This window comes from Enterobacter sp. fkY84-1 (assembly GCF_052974705.1).
In genome coordinates this window covers 1,583,707-1,609,738 of sequence record NZ_CP169393.1, presented here as the reverse complement: position 1 = coordinate 1,609,738, position 26,032 = coordinate 1,583,707, and the positions used below count along the sequence as shown (strand labels likewise).

The following is a 26,032-nucleotide window of genomic DNA, read 5'->3' as shown; positions in this document are numbered from 1 at the left end:
GTGATTAAGTGCCTCTTTATTTTACTGTTCTTAAGCCTGTGGGCCAGCCAGACGCTGGCAGGCTCTCCCGCAGGACGAAATACCAGCGTAGGGATCAGCTTCGATCGCACCGCGCCGCCCGCGCGTTTTGACATCTGGTTTCATGAATCGGGCGGCTTTGATGCCGCCGATCCGCAAAAGTGGGGGCGCAATACCCTGACCTGTCAGTCCCGTACCGATACCACGAATGGCGCCTGCATGAACTCACCGGTCTGGTTCTCGGCGAACCCGGCCGCGCCTTATGCCATCAATTTAGCGTTTACCCATTCCCTTACCGGCAAGACGGTGAATATCAAGGTTTATGGCGATCACTACATGTTTATCAACAATAAAGTGTTCACCTTTGCCAGCTTTGTCACGGGAGGGACGGCGGAAATTGCTAGCTGGAACAGAGAGCCCTACTTCGATTTCTATATCGTGAAAAGCGAACTGGATAAGCTCGCCCTGCCGGGGATCTGGACCGCCACGCTGAAGCAGAACCTGCGCCAGTGGGGAAGCGCCGACTGCGGCGGCAACTTCAATGACGTGAATGTCGGCTGTCCTGGCTATCTCACCCTCGCCAAATGGCAGGCAAATATTCGCATTGAGGTGGTCGACCCGGGAAACCAGCAGATTTACCTGCCAGCCTTTCCGCACTCCACGCCCATCGTTAACCTCAACCTGACCAACTTCCCGGGGCGACCCGGGGGCAGCGAGATCAAGGGGGAAAACACGCTGGATATGTGCCTGTACGACGGCAAAAACAGCAGCAGCACCCGCGCCTATCTTCGTTTTGAAGATGACGGGCTTCCCTCAGCGGGACGTGCCGAAGGCGCGTTTTCTATCCGGCGGCGCGGTGGAAGCCAGACGGATGCGCGGGACCGTCTCGACTATCAGGTCTTCGTTACCCATCCCGTCACAGGCGCAACCGAAACCGTCGCGAACGGTAAAACCGTAGTCTGGCAAGGCACTAACGATCCGCAGTATCTGCGTCAGGTCGTGCTGCCCGGCGGACGCGAGAGCGTACTGTGCATTCCTGCGCCAATTATCCTGAAAACCCCCGCGTTCGCCGCCAGCAGCAAAAACGCGGGCGACTATACCGGCACGCTGCGCGTCATCTATACGCCCAGCACGTTATAACGAGGTCACCGTGAGTTACGCCATTCTCGACAATAATCGATTTTACGCCGAAGGACTGCGCTATGCGCTGCTGCGTCGGGGCGTTCAGTTAGAGGTCCAGAGCGATACTGTACAATGGCAGCCAACGCTGCTTACCCGCCGCGTGATTGTCGTCCGCTGCCGTTTTTCCGTGGCGGCGACGCATCAGGCGCTGATCAATATTTTGCTCAGGCTGGAAGCCGCCCGCTGGAAAGGCAGTCTTTATCTGGTCTGCAACGAAAAGGGGTGGGCGCTGGCGACGCATTTACGCAAGCGTTTCAGTACGCTAACGCTTTATATCATCGACGACAGGATCGCCGTTGCCGATGCGGCGTATTTGCTGGCAAAAGAGCCCCGTCGCGTTCGAAGCCTGGACTGCTGCCTGACCGTTCCTGAATTCAACGTGCTCGATCTGATGCTGACCGGGTTGCCGGTCCGCCACATTGCCATCGTGACGCACATGTCGGAGAAACAGGTTTCAACCCATAAATGCAACGCGCTGAAGAAGCTCAATGCCAACAACCTGCTTCAGCTGCTCCTGTAGGTCACGGTTTATCCTGAGCCCGCTTTTTTGCTACACTGTCGCCGATTTTTCACCTACGACAGAAGATTATGTTCATTTTTGCAGGCCAGGAAATTGAGACCGATAGCGAAGGCTATCTGAAAGATACAACGCTCTGGAGCGAACCGCTGGCGGAGAAAATTGCGGAAAACGAAGGGATTACTCTTTCCCCCGAACACTGGGAAGTGGTGCGTTTTGTGCGCGAGTTTTATCTCGAGTTCAACACCTCTCCGGCCATCCGCATGCTGGTCAAGGCGATGGCCAATAAGTTCGGTGAAGAGAAAGGCAACAGCCGCTATCTCTATCGCCTGTTCCCGAAGGGCCCGGCAAAACAGGCCACCAAAATTGCCGGCCTGCCTAAGCCGGTGAAGTGTATTTAATACCGAATACCGAAGTTGACGTATTCGCGCCCCGGTTGATGGGGTTCCGTTAAGACCTTATCAACCCGCGCGCTGCGCGGCCCACCCGCTTTCAGCCACGCCACCAGCTTGTCGACCTGCTCCGCTTCGCCGCAGGCGACCACCTCAACGCTGCCGTCATCCATGTTGCGCGCGTATCCCGTTAGCCCAAGCTCAATCGCTTCGCGCTGGGTACTGTAGCGGAAACCCACGCCCTGAACGATGCCGTGAACCCAGGCAATAGTGCAGACTTTAGACATTCTTCTTCTCCTTAACGTAGCGTTTTCGGCAAACAGCCGTAGTGCTGCCGGAAACGGGCGGTGAAACGAGAGCTGGAAAGATACCCACATTGTAATGCGATTTCGCCGATCGGTAATCGGGTTGACTGTAACTGTGACAAAGCCACGGCCATCCTCACCTCCTCGACAATCTGACGAAAACTCTGTGACTCCTCGCGTAACCGTCTTCGCAGCGTCGGCACGCTCAGGGCCAGACGGCTGGCGACGTCCTGCGCGGTCCAGGCTCTGGCGGGCGACAGCATAATGAACTGTCGCACCTGCTCGGTCAGGTTATTGCTTCGCTCGATAAGCAGCGGACCTGCCACGCCGTCATGCAGCAATGCCAGCAACAGACCGAAGGCCTGATGTTTTTGCAGCGCCTCCGGTAAATCCTGACGCACGGCGTGCAGCAGGTTATCCCACATAAACGCCAGCCCCTCGCTCAGCGGAGCGCAGAGCGAATGCAGCGTCGTGCGCGGCCAGGATTTCAGGTAATGCGCTTTAAACTCGGCAACGATTTCCGGCGATAACATCAGCAAGTCCGAGTGAAACAGACCGTTTGCAGGCTGATTGATGATCTCCATTGCCGTATTGGCAGGGATAATGATGAGTTCATCCCGGGTGGCCACCAGGCGGTTATCGTCCTGCACAATCACCTTACTGCCGTGAGTGATATGGCAAATCGCCGGGAAAAAGAGCTTAACCTGGTGCAGGCGATGCATTTTGCTGGCACTCACTTCACCCGCCGTGAGATGTTTATGTCGAAAATGGAACTCCTGCACCGGTTCATCCTTATCTGCTGTAGGTTGCGGTTAACTGAGCCTTTGCCAGAACGTGACTATTGAGCATAAAGCCGACCAGCGCGCCGCTCGCATTGTTGTCGATGGGCAGGGTATCCACGTCCAGCGCCCAGACGGTCATCTGATAGCGGTGAGGCTTATCGCCTGCGGGCGGACAAGCGCCGCCGAATCCAGAATAACCGAAATCATTACGCCCCTGCACAGCGCCAGCAGGTAATTTTTCGCCATTTGGGTTACCGGCATCAGCGGGCAGCGTCATTGTCTTCACGGGAATGTTGGCTACTGTCCAGTGCCACCAGCCGCTGCCGGTAGGCGCATCCGGGTCATAGACCGTAATGGCAAAACTTTTCGCACCCGCGGGCGGCTTTGTCCACGCCAGCTGCGGGGACTGGTTACCACCGTGGCAGCCAAATCCCTCAAACACCTGCTGTGGCGCTAACCGCCGGTCGCCGGAAATATCCCGGCTGGTCATGCTGAAAGGCGTTGCGGCTAAAACCTGAAAACTCATTGCCGTCAGAGCGGCTATTGTGATGACACTGCGCTTTTTCATGGGTATTTCCTTTGCTGAACCGGAATCCCACTGTATATCCCGCCGCAGTGCCGTAATGTGCTTAAGCGATTTGATTTTGTGCCGAAACGCTCAACGGCATCCGCAGATGATTGCGCCTTGCTGAATGTGCTACTCTACGCGCCATTTCCCTGAAATCGACAGAACAGCAAATTATGAGTGTACGTTTAGTGTTAGCCAAAGGGCGCGAGAAATCCTTACTGCGCCGTCATCCCTGGGTCTTTTCCGGCGCGGTTGCCCGTATGGAAGGCAAAGCCAGCCTCGGTGAAACCATTGATATCGTGGACCACCAGGGGAAATGGTTAGCGCGAGGCGCCTACTCGCCAGCCTCCCAGATCCGCGCGCGCGTCTGGACCTTCGATAAAGACGAAACCATCGACATCGACTTCTTCGTGCGTCGTCTGCAGCAGGCGCAGCAGTGGCGCGACTGGCTGGCTAAACGCGACGGGCTGGACAGCTACCGCCTGATTGCCGGTGAGTCTGACGGCCTGCCGGGCGTGACCATCGATCGCTTCGGTAACTTCCTGGTGCTGCAGCTCCTGAGCGCCGGGGCGGAATACCAGCGCGCTGCGCTGATTAGCGCGCTGCAAACGCTGTTCCCACAGTGCGCCATTTACGACCGCAGCGATGTGGCGGTGCGCAAAAAAGAAGGCATGGAGCTGACTCAGGGGCCGGTCACGGGTGAACTGCCGCCTGCCCTGCTGCCGATTGAAGAGCACGGCATGAAGCTGCTGGTGGATATTCAGGGCGGGCACAAAACGGGTTACTACCTTGACCAGCGCGACAGCCGCCTCGCGACGCGTCAGTACGTTGCCGACAAACGCGTGCTCAACTGCTTCTCCTACACCGGTGGGTTTGCCGTTTCGGCGCTGATGGGCGGCTGTGCCCATGTGGTTAGCGTGGATACCTCGCAGGAAGCGCTGGACGTGGCAAAACAGAACGTCGAGCTGAACAAACTGGACTTGAGCAAAGCCGAATTTATACGCGACGACGTCTTCAAGCTGCTGCGTAAATATCGCGACCAGGGCGAGAAGTTCGACGTCATCGTGATGGATCCGCCAAAGTTTGTGGAGAACAAAAGCCAGCTGATGGGCGCCTGCCGCGGATATAAAGATATCAACATGCTGGCTATCCAGTTGCTGAACCCGGGCGGGGTTTTGCTCACCTTCTCCTGCTCCGGCCTGATGACCACAGATTTATTTCAGAAAATCATCGCTGATGCCGCAATAGATGCTGGCCGTGATGTACAATTTATAGAGCAGTTCCGTCAGGCAGCCGATCACCCCGTGATTGCTACCTACCCGGAAGGACTGTATCTGAAAGGGTTTGCCTGTCGCGTCATGTAACTTGAAAAGAGAAATATTGCCCGCACATAACGTGTAAGTCGTATTTCCCGGGAGGTGACTATGATTGCCAGCAAATTCGGTATCGGCCAGCAGGTCCGCCACACTTTGCTCGGGTATTTGGGTGTGGTCGTGGATATCGACCCGGAGTATTCCCTTGATGAGCCGTCAGCAGACGAGCTGGCGGTGAACGCAGAGCTTCGCGCTGCACCCTGGTACCATGTGGTGATGGAAGGTGACGACGGGCAACCCGTCCACACCTACCTTGCCGAAGCGCAGCTAAGCAGCGAGCTGCAGGAAGAGCATCCGGAGCAACCCACTATGGATGAACTTGCTCAGACTATCCGCAAACAGTTACAGGCTCCGCGCCTGCGGAACTAAGCGTGTAAAAAAAGCCCGATGAACGGGCTTTTTTTTATTACTTCGCCAGCCCCAGACGGGGGATGTCGATCGCCGGACAGCGATCCATGACGACGTTCAGCCCCGCATCCCGCGCCAGCACGGCAGCCTGCTCGTTAATCACGCCCAGCTGCATCCACAGCGTTTTCGCCCCGACGGCGATAGCGTCCTGCGCCACTTCCCACGCCGCCTCGGAATTACGGAAGACATCGACCATATCAATTTTTTCCGGCACGTCAGCGAGCGTGGCATAACCCTGCTGGCCCAGTAAGGTTTTCCCCGCCACTTTTGGCGAGACCGGGATGACGTGATAGCCCTGATCGAGAAGGTATTTCATCACCCGATAGCTGGGACGATCGGGTTTATCGCTCGCGCCCACCAGCGCAATGGTACGCGTGGATGTCAGAATCTCGGCAATATCGTTCTCTTTCATGGTTTTTCTCCTGGCTTTTTTAAAAGTGTACGCCAAACCGCACATCTCAACCATCCATCCCATACCGATGCATGAGGGCAAAACGGCCAAATATGTCTATATGTTAGTAAACGTGATTATCGAAAAATTTAGATACATTAATGCGGCGACAGGATTTCTGACGGGAGCCTTCTATGAAAACCGGTATTGCCACTGCTCTGATTGCATTAGTGATGCCGGTCTGCGTTTTTGCGACCACGCTCCGGCTCTCTACCGATATTGATCTTCTGGTACTGGACGGAAAAAAGGTCTCCAGTTCGTTATTGCGCGGTGCGGACAGTATCGAGCTGGATAACGGACCGCATCAGCTGGTATTCCGCGTAGAAAAATCGATCGGTCTGGCCAATCACGAGCAACGGATGTACATCTCCCCGCCGCTGATCGTCAGCTTTAATACCCGACAAATCAGTCAGGTGAATATTACCCTGCCACGCCTTGAAACGGAGAAGGAATCAGCGGCCTTCGACGCGTCTCCCCGCATTGAACTGCTGGACGGGGATGCGATGCCGATTCCGGCGAAGCTGGATATTCTGGCGCTGACGACTTCACCGAAAGGTCCGGACTACGAGGCCGCGACGCAGACCTATAACAAAGCCGGTAAACGCGCGTCGCTTCCTCAGTTTGCCACCATGATGGCCGACGACAGTACGCTGCTTTCCGGCGTCTCTGAACTGGACGTCATTCCCCCCCAGTCCCAGGCCCTGACGGAACAGCGCCTTAAATTTTGGTTCCAGCAGGCCGATGCCGACACGCGGGCCCGGTTTTTACAATGGGCAAAACAACAACCTTCATCATAAGCCACATTTTTTACGCCTTTCTCTTGCAGCGTCAGACGGTTCCCGTCATCGTGTAGGCAGTTAACCTGATGGATATGATTATGGAACTGACAACACGCACGCTCCCGGAACGCAAACACATTGCTCTGGTAGCGCACGATCACTGTAAACAAATGCTGCTTAACTGGGTTCGCCGCCATCAGTCTTTGCTGGAAAAGCACGCCCTGTCGGCGACCGGCACCACCGGTAACCTGATCCAGCGCGAAACGGGTCTGGAGGTAAACGCCATGCTGAGCGGCCCGATGGGCGGCGATCAGCAGGTCGGCGCACAGATTTCCGAAGGGAAGATTGATGTGCTGATCTTCTTCTGGGACCCGCTAAACGCGGTTCCGCACGACCCGGACGTCAAGGCCCTGCTGCGCCTGGCGACGGTGTGGAATATTCCGGTGGCGACAAACCTCTCGACGGCGGATTTCATCATCGAATCGCCGCAGTTTAACTCGCCGGTAGATATCCTTATTCCGGACTATCAGCGTTATCTTTCAGAGAGATTGAAGTAGCTTTTTTTGCCGGGTGGCGGCTACGCCTTACCCGGCCTACCCATCCTTGCCCAGCGGCGTTATGGCTTCCGCGCCACCGGCACATCAATACTCTTCAAAATATCGACAAACACGGATGGCTCCTCTTTATTGAACAGCAGCCAGACGCGATGGCGCGCGCGGGTCATGGCCACATACAGCAAACGCCGCTCTTCGGCATCCGGAAAGTCTTCCGGCACCGGCAGCAGGGCCTGCTCCATGACCGACTCGCGGGCCGGGGCCGGGAAACCGTCGCTCCCCTCTTTCAGCCCCATAACAATCACATAGTCGGCCTGCTGCCCTTTGCTGGCGTGAATCGTCATAAATTCAAGCTGCAGCTTCGGCCAGCGGGTGGCCGCCTTTTCCAGCGCCTCGGGTTTGAGGTGATGGTATCGCGCCAGCACCAGGATACGTTCATCAGGCTTCGCGTAGCCGCTGAGCTTGTCCAGCAGCGGTTCCAGCTGGTCTTCCGCCAGCAGGGTCACAGCTTTTTTATCCCCTGCCCGCAGGCTATTGAGCGGCTTTGCCAGCTGATGCGGGTTCTGCTGGATAAAGCGGTTGGCGATTTCACCAATTCGTGAATTGAAGCGGTAGGTGGTGTCCAGATCGCTGCGATCGCCTTCGCCAAAATAGTGATGGAATGCGGTCGTCAGCGAAAGCTGCGCCCCGCTGAAGCGATAGATGGCCTGCCAGTCGTCACCCACCGCAAACAGCGAAGTATGCTTATTTTGCGCCCGTAGCGCCGAAAGCAGGGCTGCGCGCTGCGGAGAGATGTCCTGGAACTCATCCACCAGAATATGTTTCCACGGGCTGACAAAGCGCCCCTTCTCCAGAATGATGATGGCCTGGTGGATTAGGCCGGAAAAATCGACGGCATTTTCCGCTTTCAGCGCGGTTTTCCAGGCCTTCAGCAGCGGCGCCATCAGCTTGACCCGCTTCGAAAACAGATCGCGGATCGCCTCCGGCGCGCTTTCAATCATCTCTGCCTGCGTTCCGCCGTGCATTCGCATCAGGCTGACCCAGCGGTCAAGCCGTGAACCCAGCCGACGCGCCAGTTTGTCATCCTGCCAGAAGCTGCCCTCCGGCACGTCCCAGTTGAGCTCCTCCTCGAGCCACTGGCGCCACCCTTTCGCCTGCGCCTTTTTCTCACTGCACTGCTGGCGCCACGTTTTGATAAACAGCGCCAGGCGCGCCTGCGCGTCGTTTTCCAGCTTACTGATAGCAGGCACTTTTTTACTGCCCTGCTGAATAATATGCAGGGCAAGGGCATGGAAGGTTCTGGCCGTGATATCCCGGGTATGCAGACGTTCCTGGATCCGTTCGTCCATCTCCTGGGCCGCCTTGCGGCCAAAGGCCAGAAGCAGAATTTGATCGGCGACCGCTTCCCCGGTCGTCAGCAGCCAGCCGGCACGCGCAACCAGCACCGACGTTTTACCGCTACCGGCCCCCGCCAGCACCAGCAGCGACTGCTCGCCGTTGACCACCGCGCGCGCCTGAGCCGGATTAAGCGGAGAAGACTCCACCGTACTGAAAAAGTCGGCGTATTGGGTGAGCATGGCGTCCGTCCAGGCCTGATTATGGGCGAGTCGGCTTTTATCCTTATCATTCAGCCAGGCCTGGCACTGGCGCCAGGCGTCGCGACAATTGTCAAACTCCTCAAGACGCGCCACGGATAACGGCAGCGCCGAGAGTGCCTGCCGGATCTTTTGCTGCAACCCGGCGGTCTGCTGACGGGTGAGCCACGAATGCTGCGCGTTGCTTTGCGCGATATCGTCCAGCACCTTTTGAAGCACTCCGGCGGCAATCACGCTCATATCCTGACTCCACTGCTGCCAGAGCGCGTTCAGGTGATGATGGAAACGCTGGGTTTCTGCCCACTCGGTGCCGTGAAGACGCACGACTTTATCGTCAGGCAGTACGAACTCGAGTTCGCCCCACACCAGCCCGCGTTTGCAGTGGATAGCCAGAAGCTGATTAAACGGAATAAGGTATTCGTGGCGTTCTCCAGAGACTTTTACCCCGGCATTAAGGAGAACCACCCGGTCGTAAGGGTGTTGCGCCAGACGTTTGCCTAACGACGTTGCTTTCAGTTCCATGTTCCGCCAAATCCACGAAGAGATAATTTACCTGACAGTGTAACTGCCAGTTTTAAGGTGCTCCAGCCTAAAAAAACGTTACAATCATTGGGCGTTAATTTTATCGAAAGGAAGTGAGGGTTTATGCGTACCGTTCTGAATGTGTTGAATTTTGTGCTGGGCGGTTTTGCCACCACCCTTTCCTGGCTTTTTGCCACGCTGGTGAGCATCGTCCTGATTTTCACGCTCCCCCTGACCCGTTCCTGCTGGGAAATCACAAAACTCTCCTTCGTCCCCTACGGGAATGAAGCCATCCACGTTGACGAGCTGAATCCGGAGAGCAAAAACGCCCTGATGAATACGGGGGGTACCCTGCTTAACATTCTGTGGCTGATTTTCTTCGGCTGGTGGCTCTGCATCATGCATATTTTTGCGGGTATTGCGCAGTGCATCACGATTATTGGTATTCCGGTGGGGATCGCGAACTTTAAGATCGCCGCTATCGCTCTTTGGCCCGTCGGGCGCAGGGTTGTTCCGGTCGAAGTGGCCCAGGCGGCGCGTGAAGCCAATGCGCGTCGTCGTTTTCAGTAACTAAGGACTGGCCGCGTTTATGCTAAGCCCACTGCTTCGCCGTTATACCTGGAACAGCACCTGGCTTTATAACGTCAGGATATTTATCGCACTTTGCGGCACGGTTGCCCTGCCCTGGTGGCTGAATGACGTCAAGCTCACCATCCCGCTCACGCTGGGCGTCGTGGCCGGGGCGCTGGCGGACCTGGACGATCGTCTGGCCGGGCGTTTACGCAACCTGGTCATCACGCTCGTCTGCTTTTTTATTGCGTCAGCGTCCGTTGAGTTACTTTTCCCCTGGCCCTGGCTGTTTGCCCTGGGTCTGACGCTCTCAACCAGCGGGTTTATTTTGCTGGGCGGCCTCGGGCAGCGCTATGCCACTATCGCTTTTGGCGCCCTGCTGATCGCCATCTATACCATGCTGGGCGCATCCCTCTACGACCAGTGGTACCAGCAGCCGGTTCTGCTGTTGCTCGGCGCCATCTGGTATAACCTGCTGACCTTAACCGGTCATCTGATCTTCCCTGTTCGTCCTCTGCAGGACAACCTTGCCCGCAGCTTTGAGCAGCTAGCCCACTATCTTGAACTGAAATCCCGGCTGTTCGACCCGGATATCGAGGAAGAAAGCCAGGCGCCGCTCTACGATCTGGCGCTGGCAAATGGTCAACTGGTCGCCACCCTTAACCAGACAAAAGCCTCTCTGCTGACCCGTCTGCGCGGCGATCGTGGTCAGCGCGGAACGCGAAGAACCTTACACTACTATTTTGCCGCCCAGGACATTCATGAACGCGCCAGCTCCTCGCACGTCCAGTATGCCGCCCTGCGCGAGAAGTTCCGCTACAGCGACGTGATGTTCCGCTTCCAGCGCCTGCTCTCCATGCAGTCCCAGGCGTGCCAGCAGCTCTCGCGCTCCATTCTGCTGCGCACACCCTATCAGCATGACCCACGTTTTGAACGCGTATTTAGCCATCTGGACGCAGCGCTCGACCGCGTTCAGGCCAGCGGAACGTCACCGGAACACATCAAAGCGCTGGGCTTTCTGCTCAACAACCTGCGGGCAATTGATGCTCAGCTGGCGACCATCGAGTCCGAGCAGGCGATGGCGCTTCCGGGCAGTGAGGTCGACAATCAGCTTGCTGATGACAGCGTGCACAGTTTTAGCGATATGTGGCTACGCCTGAGCCGCAACTTTACCCCGGAGTCGGCTCTCTTCCGCCACGCGGTGAGAATGTCGCTGGTGCTGTGCGTGGGGTATGCCTTTATCCAGATAACCGGGCTGCATCATGGCTACTGGATCCTGCTGACCAGCCTGTTCGTCTGCCAGCCGAACTATAACGCCACCCGACACCGTCTTGCGCTGCGCATTATCGGCACGCTGGTCGGCGTCGCAATCGGCCTGCCGGTGCTTTATTTCGTGCCTTCCGTCGAAGGGCAACTGATTCTGATCGTGATCACCGGCGTGCTGTTTTTCGCGTTTCGCAACGTGCAGTACGCCCATGCCACCATGTTCATCACGCTGCTGGTGCTGCTCTGCTTTAATCTGCTGGGTGAAGGGTTTGAAGTCGCCCTGCCACGCGTGATTGATACGCTGATTGGCTGCGCGATTGCCTGGGCCGCGGTCAGCTTTATCTGGCCGGACTGGCGTTTTCGCAATTTGCCGCGCGTGGTAGACAGGGCGATGAATGCCAACTGTCGTTACCTTGACGCAATTCTGGAGCAGTACCACCAGGGCCGCGATAACCGTCTGGCTTACCGGATAGCACGTCGCGACGCGCACAACAGTGATGCTGAACTGGCCTCCGTGGTCTCTAACATGTCAACGGAGCCGCGCGCCACGGCTAAGATTCGTGAGACAGCGTTCCGCCTGCTCTGCCTGAACCATACCTTCACCAGCTATATTTCGACGCTGGGGGCCCACCGCGAAAAGCTCACTAACCCGGCGGTTCTCAACCTCCTCGATGACGCCGTCTGCTATGTCGATGATGCGCTTCATCACCGCCCGGCCGATGAACCGCGCGTTCGACAGGCTCTGGATGAACTGGCTCAACGCATTGCGCATCTTGACCCGGGAAACGACAGCAAAGCGCCGCTGGTTCTTCAGCAGATAGGCCTGCTGATCGCTCTGCTGCCTGAAATTTGCCGTCTGCAACAGCACATCGCTACCTGGAGGAACGACTCTCCTGCGGCTCAGGCAGCGCATTAAACCACTCCGTCAGTTCCCGGCGGATACCTGCCGGGAGCGCCGCCTCATGCAGCCCTTCGATAGCCCCTTCCAGCGCAAAGAGGACTTTTATACTGAGTGCTTTATTCTTTGCCCGCATCTTCAGCCAGCTCGCTCTGGCGCCCAGCGCCCGCAGCGTTTCTTCATTGGTGATACCGGCTTCAAAGAGCAAAACTTCAAGCTGAAAGGTCAGGTTCGGCAGATCCTTAAGACGGGTTCGTTGATGACGCTGGTAGCGCTCTTTCCTTGCCGCACTGAGTGCAAACGAGGAGAGCTGAAGCAACCGCTCCCTGTCCTGCCATAATCCGTCATCCACACGATAATAGTTGAGCAGTACCGGGCGGCCTCGCTTCATCAACGTCAAGAAGGAGGAAGCATTTTTTACACAGTATTTTGCACTCTCTTCACACGCGCGAAGGTAAAGTTCGCCATCGGACACCATGGCAAAGACCGCATCATCCACTGCCAGGGTGTAACCGCCAAACAGCGCGCGATGATGAATCTCGCCCAACGGAGAGAGGTATTCCTGGGATTTATAAATCCGTTCATAAGATATCTTTTTCATGATATTTCCCTTCAAAATCATAGGCTAACAACGAAATTTCTTACTAGCGGATCCGTTAGCAGGAAAATAGGCAACTTATCGTCGTTGAGCAAGATGATTTTTCGAGGGGCATCAAGATTGAATGAATTTTGCGAGTCGCTTTCCGAAAATGAGGTTGATCTTTGGGCATACAGGGGTTACTGTATATCCATACAGTAACTACAGGGCTGGAATGAATATGCACACTTCAGGCTATGCAAATCGCGCAACCTCTCTCTCTTCTGCTGCAGGCAATGTCGCGCAGAATTCCGTCGAGCGTGTTTCCACAGGGCTTATCAGTGAAGTGGTTTATCGTGAAGACCAGCCCTTGTTAACGCAACTTCTTTTACTGCCATTATTACAACAGCTCGGTCAGCAATCGCGCTGGCAGCTTTGGCTCACGCCTCAGCAAAAGCTGAGTCGCGAGTGGGTTCAATCCGCAGGCCTTCCGCTGACCAAGGTCATGCAGATTAATCAACTTCCGCCTTGCGATACCGTTGAGTCGATGATTCGCGCGTTACGCACAGGAAATTACAGCGTGGTGATTGGCTGGTTACCGGAAGAATTGACGGAAGAGGAACATTTCCGACTGACTGAAGCCGCTGAAGAAGGGAATGCGATCGGGTTCATTATGCGTCCGGTTCGATCGGATTCTTACCGCAGAGGACAACTTTCTGGGCTAAAAATTCACTCAAATTTGTATCATTGAGTGAAATTAAGATTTTTCCTGGAATTTTTTTTGACCGCAAGATGGGATTTTAGTTCCCGGCCTTAAAATTGCGGCAAGGCTTGTCTGGTGCGGTTCTCCTTAATTTTATTGCACAAAATTCGCTCAAAAAATGTTAAATAATCGGTATACGGAACTTTTTTTTTCATATGCCTGACGGACTTCACACTTGTAAGTTTTCAGCTACGTTGTAGACTTTACATCGCCAGGGGTGCTCGGCCTAAGCCGAAGATATCGGTAGATTTATATTTGACCACGCCCCCCGGTGAAGGATTTAACCGTGATTCTCTCTTGAGACTTTCATGGCGAATTTTGGATGATAACGAGGCGCAAAAAATGAAAAAGACAGCTATCGCGATTGCAGTGGCACTGGCTGGCTTCGCTACCGTAGCGCAGGCCGCTCCGAAAGATAATACCTGGTATGCAGGTGGTAAACTGGGCTGGTCTCAGTTCCACGACACCGGCTGGTACAACAGCAGCCTGAACAATGATGGCCCAACTCACGAGAGCCAGCTTGGTGCAGGTGCGTTCGGTGGCTATCAGGTTAACCCGTATGTTGGTTTTGAAATGGGTTACGACTGGTTAGGTCGTATGCCATACAAAGGCGACACCGTAAACGGCGCTTTCAAAGCACAGGGCGTTCAGCTGACCGCTAAACTGGGTTACCCAGTAACTGACGATCTGGACGTGTACACCCGTCTGGGCGGCATGGTATGGCGCGCTGACTCCAGCAACAGCATCGCTGGCGACGACCATGACACCGGTGTTTCCCCAGTATTCGCTGGTGGCGTTGAGTGGGCTATGACCCGTGACATCGCTACCCGTCTGGAATACCAGTGGGTTAACAACATCGGCGACGGCAACACCGTTGGTGTTCGTCCAGACAACGGCATGCTGAGCGTAGGTGTTTCCTACCGTTTCGGCCAGCAGGAAGAAGCAGCTCCAGTTGTTGCTCCAGCGCCGGCTCCAGCTCCAGAAGTACAGACCAAGCACTTCACTCTGAAGTCTGACGTTCTGTTCAACTTCAACAAAGCGACTCTGAAACCAGAAGGCCAGCAGGCACTGGATCAGTTGTACACCCAGCTGAGCAACCTGGATCCTAAAGACGGTTCTGTAGTGGTTCTGGGCTTCACCGACCGCATCGGTTCTGACGCTTACAACCAGAAACTGTCTGAGAAACGTGCTCAGTCTGTTGTTGATTACCTGATCTCTAAAGGTATCCCAGCTAACAAGATCTCCCCACGTGGTATGGGCGAAGCTAACCCAGTTACTGGCAACACCTGTGACAACGTGAAAGCTCGCGCTGCACTGATCGACTGCCTGGCTCCAGATCGTCGCGTAGAGATCGAAGTTAAAGGCATCAAAGACGTTGTAACTCAGCCAGCGGCATAAGTTATCGTCTTATAAAAAAACCCCGCAATGCGGGGTTTTTTATTGTCTGAAGAAAAGTAAAAAACTACTTTTTACCCAACAGCGCCTGAAGGTCATTCTTCAGTGTCGACATCTGGTTGGCGTACTTCTCTTTATGTTCTGCATCCTCAATCAACTGCACGATGGTTTCCGACAGCGTTTTACCCCGTCGTTGTGCCAGCCCGGCCAGGCGCTGCCAGACAACAAATTCCAGGTCGATTGATTTTTTGCGAGTGTGCTGGTGCTCAGCATTAAAATGCCGTTTGCGTCGCGCGCGGATAGTTTGCTTCATCCGGTTTAACAACGCAGGATTAATGTGTTTCTCAATCCAGCCGTTGACCTGTACCGGTTCGTTTTCGAGGGTCAGCAAAATATCCACGGCTTCTTGCGCAGCGCTGGCTTCGATGTAGCAGGTGATCAGCTCCCCTTCACGGTGCTTTTTGACCAGGTACTTCCATTTCCAGCCGCTTTCGAGATTTTCCAGTTGTTGATATTTCATTGCGATCTCAGTGTTACCACGTAACTCTGTTCAGAATATCAGTTTTTTAGCAATCTGCTGAAAAGAAATCATATCCTGTGAGTGAATGCAGCCAATCACCCTGTCGAAATCCCCAATCCTGCTTGGGTACAGCCCCCCGCTTACGGTATACTCCACGCTTTTACATCTGACTAAAAAACATCAACTTTGACCATTACGAAACTTGCATGGCGTGACCTTGTTCCGGATACCGAAAGTTATCAGGAACTGTTTGCACAGCCAGATCTCGCAAAAGAACACGAATTCATCCTTAGCGATACGCAGCCCCGTTTGCATTATGCGCTGGAGCAGGTATTAAGCCCCTGGGCAACTGCGCCTTTCATGCTGCTCAAAGCCCCGGAAGAAGCGGAATACCTGACGTTGTTCGGGGATGCCGTGCGTCAGCTAAAGCCGGAAGCGAACGCCGTTTTTGGCGGCCAGTATCGTATCGCTGGACATGATGTTACTTTCGAACCGGCGGCGCAGGCCGACGGCCTTTTTGCCGCTAAGGGCGAGGTGATTACCGCGAACTGGGTCGAGGCTGAACAACTCTTTGGTTGTCTGCGCCAGTTTAACGGCGAGCTTTCGCTGCAGCCTGGGCTGGTACATCGCGCAAATGGCGGTGTCCTGATCATCTCGCTGCGTACCCTGCTCTCGCAGCCGCTGCTGTGGATGCGTCTGAAAACCATCGTGCATCAGCAGCGTTTCGACTGGATTGGCTACGATGAGTCTCGTCCTCTGCCTGTCTCGGTTCCGTCTATGCCGCTGTCATTAACCGTTGTGCTGACGGGCGACCGTGAATCGCTGGCAGACTTCCAGGAAATGGAGCCTGAACTGGCTGAACAGGCGGTGTATAGCGAATACGAAGACAATATCCAGATTGCCGATGCCGACGATATGGCGCAGTGGTGCCAGTGGGTGATGGCCGTTGCTGAACGTTTTGCGCTGCCAACGCCTGCGGCTGACGCATGGCCAGGCCTGATCCGCGAAGCGGTGCGTTATACCGGTGACCAGGAAACGCTGCCACTCTGCCCGCTCTGGATCGGCAAACAGCTGCGTGAAGTGGGCGTGGTGAGCGGTAGCGGTGCGTTCAGCGGGGAGCAGCTCACCCAGATGCTGGCTCAGCGTGAGTGGCGGGAAGGCTATCTTGCTGACCGTATGCAGGATGAAATTCTGCTGGAACAAATTCTGGTGGAAACCGAAGGCGAACGCGTCGGACAGATCAACGCCCTGTCGGTGATTGAATTCCCTGGCCATCCGCGCGCGTTCGGGGAGCCGTCCCGTATTAGCTGCGTTGTGCATATTGGAGACGGCGAGTTTACCGACATCGAACGCAAAGCCGAGCTGGGCGGAAACATTCACGCCAAAGGCATGATGATCATGCAGGCGTTTTTGATGTCTGAACTGCAGCTTGAGCAGCAGATCCCCTTCTCCGCCTCGCTGACGTTTGAGCAGTCCTACAGCGAAGTGGATGGCGATAGCGCCTCTATGGCTGAACTGTGTGCCTTAATCAGCGCCCTGGCGGAAGTGCCCATCAATCAGAACATCGCGATCACCGGTTCGGTGGATCAATTTGGCCGTGCGCAGCCTGTGGGTGGCCTCAACGAAAAAATTGAAGGCTTCTTCTCTATCTGTCAGCAGCGCGGTTTAAACGGCAAGCAGGGTGTGATTATTCCGGCTCCCAACGCACGCCATTTAAGCCTCAGTCAGGAGATTCTGGATGCGGTTGAACAAGAGCAGTTCGCTATCTGGGCCATCGAAGGGATTGAGGATGCACTACCCTTACTGACAAACCTGGTATGGGATGGCGAAGGGCAAACCACCCTGATGCAGACTATCCAGGAGCGCATTGCTCAGGCAACACAGCAGGATGCTCGTCACCGTTATCCATGGCCGTTACGCTGGCTGGGCTGGTTTAGTTCGAACTGATCGGACTTGTTCAGCGTACACGTGTTAGCTATCCTGCGTCCTTCACTAAAATAAGGCTTACTGAGAACATGGTAGATAAACGCGAATCCTATACAAAAGAAGATCTTCTTGCCTCTGGTCGCGGTGAACTGTTTGGCGCGAAAGGCCCACAGTTACCGGCCCCGAACATGCTGATGATGGACCGTGTCGTGAAAATGACCGAAACCGGCGGCAACTTCGATAAGGGTTACGTAGAAGCAGAACTCGATATCAACCCGGACCTGTGGTTCTTCGGCTGCCACTTTATTGGCGATCCGGTAATGCCTGGCTGTCTGGGTCTGGATGCAATGTGGCAGCTGGTTGGCTTCTATCTGGGCTGGCTGGGTGGTGAAGGTAAAGGCCGCGCGCTGGGCGTGGGCGAAGTAAAATTCACCGGCCAGGTTCTGCCTACGGCGAAGAAAGTGACCTATCGTATTCACTTCAAGCGCATCGTTAACCGCCGCCTGATTATGGGCCTGGCAGATGGCGAAGTGCTGGTAGACGGTCGTCTGATCTATAGCGCAAGCGACCTGAAGGTTGGCCTGTTCCAGGACACGTCCGCGTTCTGATCGTGCTTTCGCACCTCCAGAAAGGCGAAACCTCCGCATTGCGGAGGTTTCTTTTTTGAAAGAGACGTTATCAGGCTATGAGTGCCCTGTCGCCGATGGCTTCTCGCCAGCCTCCAAGCCATTGTGACCTTTGATTTATCGTCTGATAAGGACACATTTCTTTAGAACGTCCAGCGATGCCGGCCTGATAACCACGTTGATGAGCCCGTTCCAGGCGATCTCGTTTCTGTCTCTTCATGCCTCGTTTCCCTCATTCTTTTGTCTGGTGGAAAGAAAACAGTGTCTGCACTATCTGCACAGGCACAGATAACGAATACCCCGAATTAGTCGCATCGTCAATGTTCAAAATTCATACGGGTGTCATATTTGTGAGCTAGCTGGAAGTTCATTTGTACAAAAATTGTGACGTGGCACAAGTAACAACCTGAGTTGAAAACGAAAAAAAAACCGCAATCAGCGACAGACCGATTGCGGTTTCTGATGATGAATTTTACTTATGGCAGCCGGGAAATCTCTCTCGCGATACTGGCCGACTCCTGCGCCCATCCCTGAGCCAGGACTTTCACCATTTCGTCATAGCCATCTTTCTGCTGCTTCAGCTCCAGATGGAAAGGACGCTTAATCAGCTGCCCCTGATGGTTCAGCAACCACTCCCCGCTGATGACCACCGCACCGTCATAACGGCCGTGGAAGCCCGTTACGGTGACGTTCAGCGTATCCTGATCGTTACCCAGCGGCTGCGATGCGACTACCCACCCCGGAAGCTGGCTGCCCAGATTGGCCACCAGCGTGTTGCGCAGCTGCTGATCCAGCGGGCTGGCCCACAGGTTGTTGCTCGCTATCACGTATTTCACGTCGCTGGTCTGATAGACCACGCCGTTTCCTGCCAGATAATCCGGCACGGCGACCTGCTCAACCCACAGCTGACGGTTTCCCTGACTGGCCGTGCTTTGCCCACCGCTGTGGGTTGCCACAGGCAGCTGATAATAGCTTTTATTATCTCCCCCTGAACTGCATGCCGTTAACAGCAGAGCGCCAACCATCAATAGCCATTTTTTCATTCTTTTGCCCTCTTCGGCTCAGGATCCTTTTTATCTTTCGCTTCGAACACCAGCGCATTGCTCTTCTCGTTGAGCGTTTTCAGCACCGGCTGCAGTTCACGCAGGACCTGATCAAGACGCTGCATATCTGCCACCATCTTGTTATAGGCCGCTGATCCCGGCTGGAAGCCCTGCATACTGCGGTTCAGCTCACGCAGCGTTTTCTGCATGTCCTGCGGCAGCTGCTGCATGCTCTGGCTCGCCGTAATCTTGTTGATGTTATCCAGCGTGGTTTGCAGACGGCGCATCGTTGCCTGGCTTTCGCTCAGCGAGTTTGTTGCCGCTTCAATCATCGGATTCAGTGGCAGATTGTTGATCTTATCCAGCGTCTCCATCAGACGCTGCTGGATCTGCGCCAGACCGCTGCTCACCGTTGGGATGATCTTGTAGCCACCGAATTCACGGATACCGGTAATCGGCGGTGCTTTCGGGTAGAAGTCCATATCCACATACAGCGCACCGGTGACCAGGTTGCCGGTTTTCAGCGACCCGCGCAGACCGCGTTCCATCAGCTGGGTGATATGAGTCGCGATATCCTGATTTTCACCAATCTGATTAAGCAGACGCTCTGGTTCAATGCGGATCAGTACCGGAATGCGGTAATCATCATCCAGCACCTGCTGAAGGCCCGGAACGAAGAACGGCACTTGCCCAACCGTACCGAGACGAATGCCGCGGAACTCAACAGGCGCCCCCGGCTGCAGGCCGCGAACGGAGTCTTTAAAGAACATCAGGAAGTCAACGTGATCGGTATAGAGCGCATCCTGAATGCTTTTTTGATCGTCAAAGAGACGGAACGCGGTGTTCTCTGCGACCGGCTGCCCTAAATCCAGGCCCTCCGGCACGTCAAAACTCACGCCGCCACCAAACAGCGTGGTCAGCGAACCCATTTCAACGCGCATGCCTGCCGAAGTCAGATCTACCGCGATCCCGCTGTCTTTCCAGAAGCGGACGTTGCTGGTGACCAGGCGATCGTTTGGCGCATTAATGAAGAGCTGATAGCTGATCGCGCGTTTCTGTGGATCAAACGTGCTTTTCTCAACCGACCCGACGCGGTAGCCGCGGAACAGAACCGGGTCGCCCGCCGTGAGCTGACCCGCTTTTTTACTATCGAGGATCACGCGGATGCCCTTGGCATCAGGCGGTGCAAGCGGCGGTGAATCCAGAAGCTGGTATTGGGCCGGCTGGTTACCCTTAGCGCCCGGCTGCAGCTCAATGTAGGCACCCGAGAGCAGCGTCCCCAGGCCGCTGATCCCTTCACGCCCCACCTGCGGCTTAACGACCCAGAAAACGGAATCGCCGTGCAGCAGTTTTTCCATGCCGGCATTCAGACGCGCCTTAATCTCCACATGGGTTAAATCATCGGTCAGGGTTGCGCTTTCCACCACGCCCACATCCACGCTACGGCTTTTGATGGTCGTTTTACCGCCCTCAATCCCCTCGGCATTGGTGGTTATCAGCGTCACTTCCGGCCCCTGATGGCTGTAATGATAAAACAGGATCCAGGCACCGATCAGCGCAGTCACGATGGGAAAAATCCACACCGGAGACCAGTTTTTGACCTTCTGCACTTTCGCCTCTCCACTCTTATTTTCCATGCTCTTACTCTTCCTCATGGCTTGATTCAGGCTCACGATCCCACGATAAACGAGGGTCGAAGGTCATGGCCGCAAACATGGTCATGATCACGACCAGTGCAAACATTAAAGCCCCCATCGCAGGATAAATACTCATCAAACCGCCCATCCGCACCAGCGCAGAGAGAACGGCGATGACAAACACGTCAATCATTGACCAGCGTCCGACAAACTCGACCACTTCATAAATCAGGTGCATGCGTTCGCTGTCGCGTTTCCCATGACCTTTTGCATCCCAACAGAGCCAGCCGATGGCGATCATTTTTAAGGTAGGCACCATAATACTGGCGATAAAAATGACGCCAGCGACCGGATAGGAACCTTCGCCCCAGAGCAGTATCACCCCGGCCAGGATCGTCGAGGGCATTTTGTCGCCGAGCAAATCGGTGATCATGATTGGCAGAATATTGGCTGGCAGATACAGCATGACGGACGTGACCAGCAGCGCCATCGTCCACTGCAGGCTATTTTTACGGCGTACGTGCCCCTTTGTTTCGCAGCGCGGACAAACGTCGAGATCGGCGGGCAGCACGGCGGTACAGCACGGGCACGAGCGAAGCCCCTGACGAATGCCGGGCACGCCGACCTTCACCGTCTGCGCAAGCGTCGGTGCCGGGGCGATATCATCCCACGCCCAGCGTCTGTCCACGCACTGGAAAGCGCGCAGCTGCAGAACGCAGTACAGACACCAGGGAATAAAGCTGCTGCCAATCCCCACGTCGCCGTACGCCATCAGCTTCACGAAACTGACCAGGATCCCCGCCAGAAAGATCTCCGCCATCCCCCAGCTTTTGAGCTGAAACAGAATACGCGCAAGTCGGATTTTCAGCGGTGCCGGCATCCTGACGCGGTTCACCAGCAAAAGGATGACGACCAGGCAAAAAGCCGGGACTATCTGGACAAACAGGAGAAAGAAGGTCCCCAGGCTGGCGTAATCTTCCGAGAACATCACGCCCGGGATTTCAAGCAGATCCACCTGACTGGTGATCCCCCCCACCTTCATATAGATGAAGGGGAAGAGATTAGAGAGCAGCAGCATGAACAGTGCTGCCAGCGCGTAAGCAGTGGGACGCTGCCGCGGCGCGTCCCACTCGGTTGTCAACGTCGCGCCACAGCGTGGACACAGGGCTTTATGTCCGTGACCAAGCTCTGGCAACGCCACGAGCATATCGCATTGCGAGCATAAAATATGCCTGTCGGCATGGTGCTGGTCACACATATGTTATCCCTGTTATGCGCCGTTTTTCAGAGACTCAAGGTACTCCCAGCGCTCAAAGGCGTCTTCCAGGGCTTTTTCAGCCGCGGACATTTCAGCCAATACTTTCTGAGTATAGTCATGCGATTGGGTAAAGAATGACGCATCAGCAACCTGTTTTTGCAGATCCTCAAGCGCAGCCTCCAGCTCTTCAAGACGCTGCGGCAGCCCCTCCAGTTCGCGCTGCAGGTTATAGCTTAGTTTAGCCGAGGTTTTCTTGACAGTTTCTGCTTTTGTTACAGCAGGTTCAGAACTTATTTTGGACTTTGACTGCTTCGTCGCCAGCGACTGTGCCTGCTGCCCTTTTGCATCGTGATAACCGCCGACATATTGACCAATTCGCCCTTCACCTTCGAAGATCCAGCACTCGGTCACGGTGTTGTCAACGAACTGACGATCGTGGCTGACCAGCATCACGGTGCCCTGATAACCGTCAATCAGTTCTTCCAGCAGTTCCAGCGTTTCGACATCCAGATCGTTGGTCGGTTCATCGAGGATCAGCAGGTTGCTTGGCTTCAGGAACAGGCGCGCCAGCAGAAGACGGTTGCGCTCACCGCCTGACAGCGCGCGCACCGGCGTCATGGCGCGCTTCGGATGGAACAGAAAGTCCTGCAGGTAACCCAGCACGTGGCGCGGCTTGCCGTTCACCATCACTTCCTGCTTGCCTTCGGCGAGGTTGTCCATCACCGTACGGTCCGGATCCAGCTCCGCGCGGTGCTGGTCGAAGTAGGCGACCTCCAGCTTGGTCCCGCAGTGAATGCGTCCGCTGTCGGCCTGCAGCTGGCCGAGCATCAGTTTCAGCAGCGTGGTTTTACCGCAGCCGTTCGGGCCAATCAGGGCGATTTTGTCGCCGCGCTGAACCTGTGCCGAGAAGTCTTTCACCAGCACTTTACCGTCAACCTGATAGTTAACGTTTTCCATTTCAAAGACAATCTTGCCGGAACGGGACGCCTCTTCCACCTGCATTTTGGCGCTGCCCATCACTTCACGGCGTTCGCTGCGCTCGCGACGCATCGCCTTCAGGGCGCGCACGCGGCCTTCGTTACGGGTACGGCGGGCTTTGATGCCCTGGCGGATCCAGACCTCTTCCTGCGCGAGCTTGCGGTCAAACTCCGCATTCTGCAGCTCTTCCACGCGCAGGTTTTCTTCTTTCTCCAGCAGATAGGTGTCGTAATCGCCAGGATAGGTCACCAGCTTGCCGCGGTCGAGATCGACAATACGCGTCGCCATATTGCGAATAAACGAACGGTCGTGCGAGATAAAGATGATGGTGCCGCTGAAGGTTTTCAGGAAGCCTTCCAGCCAGTCGATCGCCTCGATATCCAGGTGGTTCGTCGGTTCGTCCAGCAGCAGCACCTTCGGCCCGCTGACCAGCGCACGACCCAGGGCGGCTTTACGCAGCCAGCCGCCGGAGAGCGCCGACAGCTCCATGTCGGGTTCCAGCCCGAGCTGCGCCAGCACTTCATTAATGCGGTTTTCAAGCTGCCACAGACCGTGGTGATCGAGCATCTCCTGCACTTTTGCCAGTTCGTTGAGGTTTTTGTCGCTCGGATCGGTCATCACCAGATGCGAAATCTCGTGATAGCGCTTCAGGTATTCAGCCTGCTCGGAGATCCCTTCCGCCACGAAATCGTACACGCTGCCGGTCACGTGACGCGGTGGATCCTGCTGCAGGCGGGAGACAATCAGATCCTGCTCGTAAACAATGCGCCCGTCATCCAGGCCCTGTTCGCGGTTAAGGATTTTCATCAGCGTGGATTTACCCGCGCCGTTACGGCCCACCAGACAGACGCGCTCGTTATCTTCGATGTGCAGCTCTGCATTGTCGAGAAGCGGTGAGTCGCTGAAAGAGAGCCACGCGCCGTGCATACTAATTAAAGACATTTATTTTTCCTTTCAGACCGCGGTAATCAACCAGCAGTTATGGATTTGGCGGTTACGGGCAAAGTCCTGAGACAGCGTTTTTTGGCTGATTTCTTGTGCTTTCAGTCCCAGGGCTGCTAAGCCGTCATGATCCATACGGAAGCCGCGTTTGTTGTTCGAGAACATAATGGTGCCGCCTTTACGCAGCAGGCGCTTCAGGTCGGTCATCAGGCGCAGGTGATCGCGTTGAACGTCAAAGCTATCTTCCATGCGCTTGGAGTTGGAGAAGGTCGGCGGATCGATAAAGATCAGGTCAAACTGCTCGTCGGTGTCGCGCAGCCAGCCCAGCACGTCAGCCTGCATCAGGCGATGCTGACGTCCGGTTAAGCCGTTAAGACGCAGGTTGCGCTCCGCCCACTCCAGATAGGTACGGGACATGTCCACCGTGGTGGTGCTGCGCGCGCCGCCCAGACCGGCATGCACGCTGGCGCTGCCGGTATAGGAGAAGAGATTCAGGAAGTCCTTGCCCTTGCTCATCTGGCCCAGCATGCGGCGGGCGATACGGTGGTCGAGGAACAGGCCGGTATCCAGATAGTCGGTCAGGTTGACCCACAGGCGGGCGTTATATTCGCCCACTTCGATAAAGTCGCCCTTCTCGCCCATCTTCTGGTACTGATTTTTACCTTTCTGACGTTCACGGGTTTTCAGCACCAGCTTGTTTGGCGCAATACCCAGCACGGCGATGGTGGCGGCAATAACGTCCAGCATGCGCTGACGCGCTTTTTGCGCATCAATGGTTTTCGGCGGCGCATATTCCTGAATCACCACCCAGTCCGCGTAGCGGTCAACCGCCACGTTGTACTCCGGCAGGTCGGCATCATACAGGCGGTAGCATTCAATGCCCTCCTGCTTCGCCCACTTCTCAAATTTCTTCAGGTTCTTGCGCAGACGGTTAGCGTAATCTTCCGCCACGCCGGACGGCTTACTGTCGGCCGCCTTCTCCGCCAGATGGTAGTTTTTCTGCACGCAGTCCAGCGGGCCGTTTTTCGCCTTAAACTGGCGGTCGGCACGCAGCTGCAGGCAGCTCAGCAGTTCCGGCGAGGCGCTGAACAGAGACAGGTTCCAGCCGCCGAAGTGGTCCTTCATGTTGCGGCCAAGCAGGCTGTGCAGGGCAATCAGCGCCGGTTCGCTGTCGAGACGTTCGCCGTATGGCGGGTTGCTGATCACGGTACCGTACGGGCCTTTTGGCAGCGGGTTGGTCAGGTTCGCCACGTCTTTTACTTCGAAGGTGACCAGCTCGCCAATACCGGCACGGCGGGCGTTGCTGCGCGCGCGCTCAATGACGCGAGGGTCGCTATCGGAGCCGTAGAAATGAGAGGTATATTCCGCCAGCCCCTTACGTGCGCGGGTCTGCGCGTCGTCTTTGACCTCTTTCCAGAGCGCTTCATCGTGCTGCGCCCAGCCTTTGAAGCCCCACTGGCCGCGATGGAGTCCCGGGGCGCGGTCGGTGGCCAGCATGGCCGCTTCAATCAGCAGTGTACCGGAACCGCACATCGGGTCGAGCAGCGGCGTGCCCGGCTGCCAGCCGGAGCGCATCACAATGGCGGCCGCCAGGGTCTCTTTGATGGGTGCCATGCCGGTACGATCGCGGTAGCCGCGCAGGTGCAGGCCCGCACCGCTCAGATCGAGAGAGATACTCGCCGTGTCGCCGTTCAGCCAGACGTTAATACGCAGATCCGGGTTTTCACGATCGACGTTCGGACGTTCCTTATTTTTACGCGTAAAGCAGTCCACAATGGCGTCTTTTACGCGCAGGGCACCGTACTGGCTGTTGCGGATCTCGTCGTTCACGCCGTTGAAATGGACCGCAAAGGTGGCATTCGGGGTGAAGATCTCTGTCCAGTCGATCATCTGTACGCCGGTGTAGAGGTCAAGGTCGCTATAAACCTTGCACTCCTTCATCGGCAGCATGATGCGCGACGCCAGGCGGCTCCACATCAGGCTCTGGTAAATAAGCCGCGTGTCGCCCTCAAAATGGACACCACCCTGAACCACCTGACACTCTTGTGCGTCCAGGCTTTCCAGTTCAGTTTTTAACAGCTCTTCCAGCCCACGGGCCGTACTGGCAAACAGAGAATTCATATCGTCACTTTTACTCTTAGAAAATTGTCGCGCATTATAGCTAATATGGCGTGTATGTCATAAAGT

At 55.7% G+C, this 26,032-nt stretch carries 26 protein-coding genes; 13 read left to right on the top strand and 13 right to left on the bottom strand.

The window, feature by feature from the left end; translation table 11 throughout:
• From ACEPLT_RS07500 to tusE, 3 genes are all read left to right on the top strand, one after another.
• Positions 1–1,158 carry a CfaE/CblD family pilus tip adhesin gene (locus ACEPLT_RS07500; RefSeq protein ID WP_032674486.1) on the top strand — a complete coding sequence of 386 codons (1,158 nt, stop codon included), beginning with the start codon at positions 1–3 and terminating at the stop codon, positions 1,156–1,158.
• 10 nt (positions 1,159–1,168) lie between these two features.
• Positions 1,169–1,720 carry a LuxR C-terminal-related transcriptional regulator gene (locus ACEPLT_RS07495; protein WP_008499912.1) on the top strand — a complete coding sequence of 184 codons (552 nt, stop codon included), beginning with the start codon at positions 1,169–1,171 and terminating at the stop codon, positions 1,718–1,720.
• A gap of 68 nt (positions 1,721–1,788) precedes the next feature.
• On the top strand, positions 1,789–2,118 hold the full coding sequence (gene tusE / locus ACEPLT_RS07490; RefSeq protein ID WP_008499913.1) for a sulfurtransferase TusE: 330 nt from the start codon (positions 1,789–1,791) through the stop codon (positions 2,116–2,118).
• Here tusE and yccX read toward each other — a convergent pair.
• From yccX to ACEPLT_RS07475, 3 genes are read right to left on the bottom strand one after another with little or no spacing between them, the layout of a single operon-like run.
• Positions 2,115–2,396, bottom strand: coding sequence for an acylphosphatase (gene yccX / locus ACEPLT_RS07485; RefSeq protein ID WP_032651213.1), 282 nt, complete (start codon positions 2,394–2,396; stop codon positions 2,115–2,117). The genes tusE and yccX overlap by 4 nt on opposite strands.
• Positions 2,397–2,407: 11 nt before the next feature.
• The gene (locus tag ACEPLT_RS07480) at positions 2,408–3,196 is read right to left on the bottom strand and encodes an AraC family transcriptional regulator (RefSeq protein WP_008499915.1); all 789 of its coding nucleotides are present in this window, start codon (positions 3,194–3,196) and stop codon (positions 2,408–2,410) included.
• A gap of 10 nt (positions 3,197–3,206) precedes the next feature.
• Positions 3,207–3,764, bottom strand: coding sequence for a kinase inhibitor (locus ACEPLT_RS07475; RefSeq protein ID WP_032674485.1), 558 nt, complete (start codon positions 3,762–3,764; stop codon positions 3,207–3,209).
• Between the two features lie 173 nt (positions 3,765–3,937).
• Here ACEPLT_RS07475 and rlmI point away from each other — a divergent pair, with 173 nt between their 5' ends.
• Positions 3,938–5,128, top strand: a complete 1,191-nt coding sequence (gene rlmI, locus ACEPLT_RS07470; protein ID WP_032674483.1) for a 23S rRNA (cytosine(1962)-C(5))-methyltransferase RlmI — start codon at positions 3,938–3,940, stop codon at positions 5,126–5,128.
• 60 nt (positions 5,129–5,188) lie between these two features.
• A complete protein-coding gene (hspQ, locus tag ACEPLT_RS07465) occupies positions 5,189–5,506 on the top strand; it encodes a heat shock protein HspQ (protein WP_008499919.1) in 318 nt (105 codons plus the stop codon).
• A 37-nt stretch (positions 5,507–5,543) separates the two neighbouring features.
• Here the strand turns inward: hspQ and ACEPLT_RS07460 are convergent, their stop codons facing one another.
• Positions 5,544–5,957 (bottom strand): CoA-binding protein, encoded by a 414-nt coding sequence (locus ACEPLT_RS07460; protein ID WP_008499920.1) that lies wholly within the window; start codon positions 5,955–5,957, stop codon positions 5,544–5,546.
• Between the two features lie 173 nt (positions 5,958–6,130).
• Here ACEPLT_RS07460 and csgI point away from each other — a divergent pair, with 173 nt between their 5' ends.
• Both csgI and mgsA read left to right on the top strand, forming a co-directional pair.
• Positions 6,131–6,793, top strand: a complete 663-nt coding sequence (gene csgI, locus ACEPLT_RS07455) for a curli synthesis inhibitor (RefSeq protein ID WP_008499921.1) — start codon at positions 6,131–6,133, stop codon at positions 6,791–6,793.
• Positions 6,794–6,873: 80 nt separating this feature from the next.
• On the top strand, positions 6,874–7,332 hold the full coding sequence (gene mgsA / locus ACEPLT_RS07450; RefSeq protein ID WP_008499922.1) for a methylglyoxal synthase: 459 nt from the start codon (positions 6,874–6,876) through the stop codon (positions 7,330–7,332).
• A 59-nt stretch (positions 7,333–7,391) separates the two neighbouring features.
• On the opposite strand, the gene helD is transcribed toward mgsA, so the two are convergent.
• Positions 7,392–9,446: a DNA helicase IV gene (gene helD, locus ACEPLT_RS07445; protein WP_045372990.1), complete on the bottom strand. Its 2,055-nt coding sequence runs from the start codon at positions 9,444–9,446 to the stop codon at positions 7,392–7,394.
• A gap of 123 nt (positions 9,447–9,569) precedes the next feature.
• Between helD and ACEPLT_RS07440 the strand changes: the two genes are divergently transcribed.
• Both ACEPLT_RS07440 and yccS read left to right on the top strand, forming a co-directional pair.
• Positions 9,570–10,016 carry a YccF domain-containing protein gene (locus ACEPLT_RS07440; protein WP_008499924.1) on the top strand — a complete coding sequence of 149 codons (447 nt, stop codon included), beginning with the start codon at positions 9,570–9,572 and terminating at the stop codon, positions 10,014–10,016.
• A gap of 19 nt (positions 10,017–10,035) precedes the next feature.
• Entirely contained in the window at positions 10,036–12,198 is a 2,163-nt protein-coding gene (gene yccS / locus ACEPLT_RS07435) for a YccS family putative transporter (protein WP_126348823.1), read from the top strand.
• Here yccS and ACEPLT_RS07430 read toward each other — a convergent pair.
• Positions 12,155–12,781, bottom strand: coding sequence for a TfoX/Sxy family DNA transformation protein (locus tag ACEPLT_RS07430; protein WP_008499926.1), 627 nt, complete (start codon positions 12,779–12,781; stop codon positions 12,155–12,157). The two genes, yccS and ACEPLT_RS07430, sit on opposite strands and share 44 nt — an antisense overlap.
• Before the next feature lie 217 nt (positions 12,782–12,998).
• Between ACEPLT_RS07430 and sulA the strand changes: the two genes are divergently transcribed.
• Positions 12,999–13,508, top strand: a complete 510-nt coding sequence (gene sulA / locus ACEPLT_RS07425; RefSeq protein ID WP_021240857.1) for an SOS-induced cell division inhibitor SulA — start codon at positions 12,999–13,001, stop codon at positions 13,506–13,508.
• 354 nt (positions 13,509–13,862) lie between these two features.
• Positions 13,863–14,918: a porin OmpA gene (gene ompA, locus ACEPLT_RS07420; RefSeq protein ID WP_023292865.1), complete on the top strand. Its 1,056-nt coding sequence runs from the start codon at positions 13,863–13,865 to the stop codon at positions 14,916–14,918.
• A 64-nt stretch (positions 14,919–14,982) separates the two neighbouring features.
• On the opposite strand, the gene matP is transcribed toward ompA, so the two are convergent.
• The gene (gene matP, locus ACEPLT_RS07415) at positions 14,983–15,435 is read right to left on the bottom strand and encodes a macrodomain Ter protein MatP (RefSeq protein WP_008499929.1); all 453 of its coding nucleotides are present in this window, start codon (positions 15,433–15,435) and stop codon (positions 14,983–14,985) included.
• A 186-nt stretch (positions 15,436–15,621) separates the two neighbouring features.
• Between matP and ACEPLT_RS07410 the strand changes: the two genes are divergently transcribed.
• Complete coding sequence (locus tag ACEPLT_RS07410; RefSeq protein ID WP_032674479.1) at positions 15,622–17,382, top strand: AAA family ATPase; 1,761 nt, start codon at positions 15,622–15,624, stop codon at positions 17,380–17,382.
• 68 nt (positions 17,383–17,450) lie between these two features.
• Positions 17,451–17,969, top strand: a complete 519-nt coding sequence (gene fabA / locus ACEPLT_RS07405) for a 3-hydroxyacyl-[acyl-carrier-protein] dehydratase FabA (RefSeq protein WP_008499931.1) — start codon at positions 17,451–17,453, stop codon at positions 17,967–17,969.
• A gap of 70 nt (positions 17,970–18,039) precedes the next feature.
• Here the strand turns inward: fabA and rmf are convergent, their stop codons facing one another.
• The 6 genes from rmf to rlmKL all read right to left on the bottom strand — a co-directional run bounded on the left by rmf (position 18,040) and on the right by rlmKL (position 25,966).
• Positions 18,040–18,207 (bottom strand): ribosome modulation factor, encoded by a 168-nt coding sequence (gene rmf, locus ACEPLT_RS07400; RefSeq protein WP_013097261.1) that lies wholly within the window; start codon positions 18,205–18,207, stop codon positions 18,040–18,042.
• Positions 18,208–18,463: 256 nt separating this feature from the next.
• Positions 18,464–19,030: a membrane integrity-associated transporter subunit PqiC gene (pqiC, locus tag ACEPLT_RS07395; RefSeq protein ID WP_047745097.1), complete on the bottom strand. Its 567-nt coding sequence runs from the start codon at positions 19,028–19,030 to the stop codon at positions 18,464–18,466.
• Positions 19,027–20,667 (bottom strand): intermembrane transport protein PqiB, encoded by a 1,641-nt coding sequence (gene pqiB, locus ACEPLT_RS07390; protein ID WP_008499933.1) that lies wholly within the window; start codon positions 20,665–20,667, stop codon positions 19,027–19,029. Before pqiB ends, pqiC begins: the two co-directional genes overlap by 4 nt.
• 4 nt (positions 20,668–20,671) lie before the next feature.
• Positions 20,672–21,925, bottom strand: coding sequence for a membrane integrity-associated transporter subunit PqiA (pqiA, locus tag ACEPLT_RS07385; RefSeq protein ID WP_094943699.1), 1,254 nt, complete (start codon positions 21,923–21,925; stop codon positions 20,672–20,674).
• Positions 21,926–21,937: 12 nt separating this feature from the next.
• Entirely contained in the window at positions 21,938–23,845 is a 1,908-nt protein-coding gene (locus ACEPLT_RS07380; protein WP_008499935.1) for an ABC transporter ATP-binding protein, read from the bottom strand.
• Between the two features lie 12 nt (positions 23,846–23,857).
• Positions 23,858–25,966: a bifunctional 23S rRNA (guanine(2069)-N(7))-methyltransferase RlmK/23S rRNA (guanine(2445)-N(2))-methyltransferase RlmL gene (rlmKL, locus tag ACEPLT_RS07375; protein ID WP_447088340.1), complete on the bottom strand. Its 2,109-nt coding sequence runs from the start codon at positions 25,964–25,966 to the stop codon at positions 23,858–23,860.
• Between the last annotated feature and the right edge of the window lie 66 nt (positions 25,967–26,032).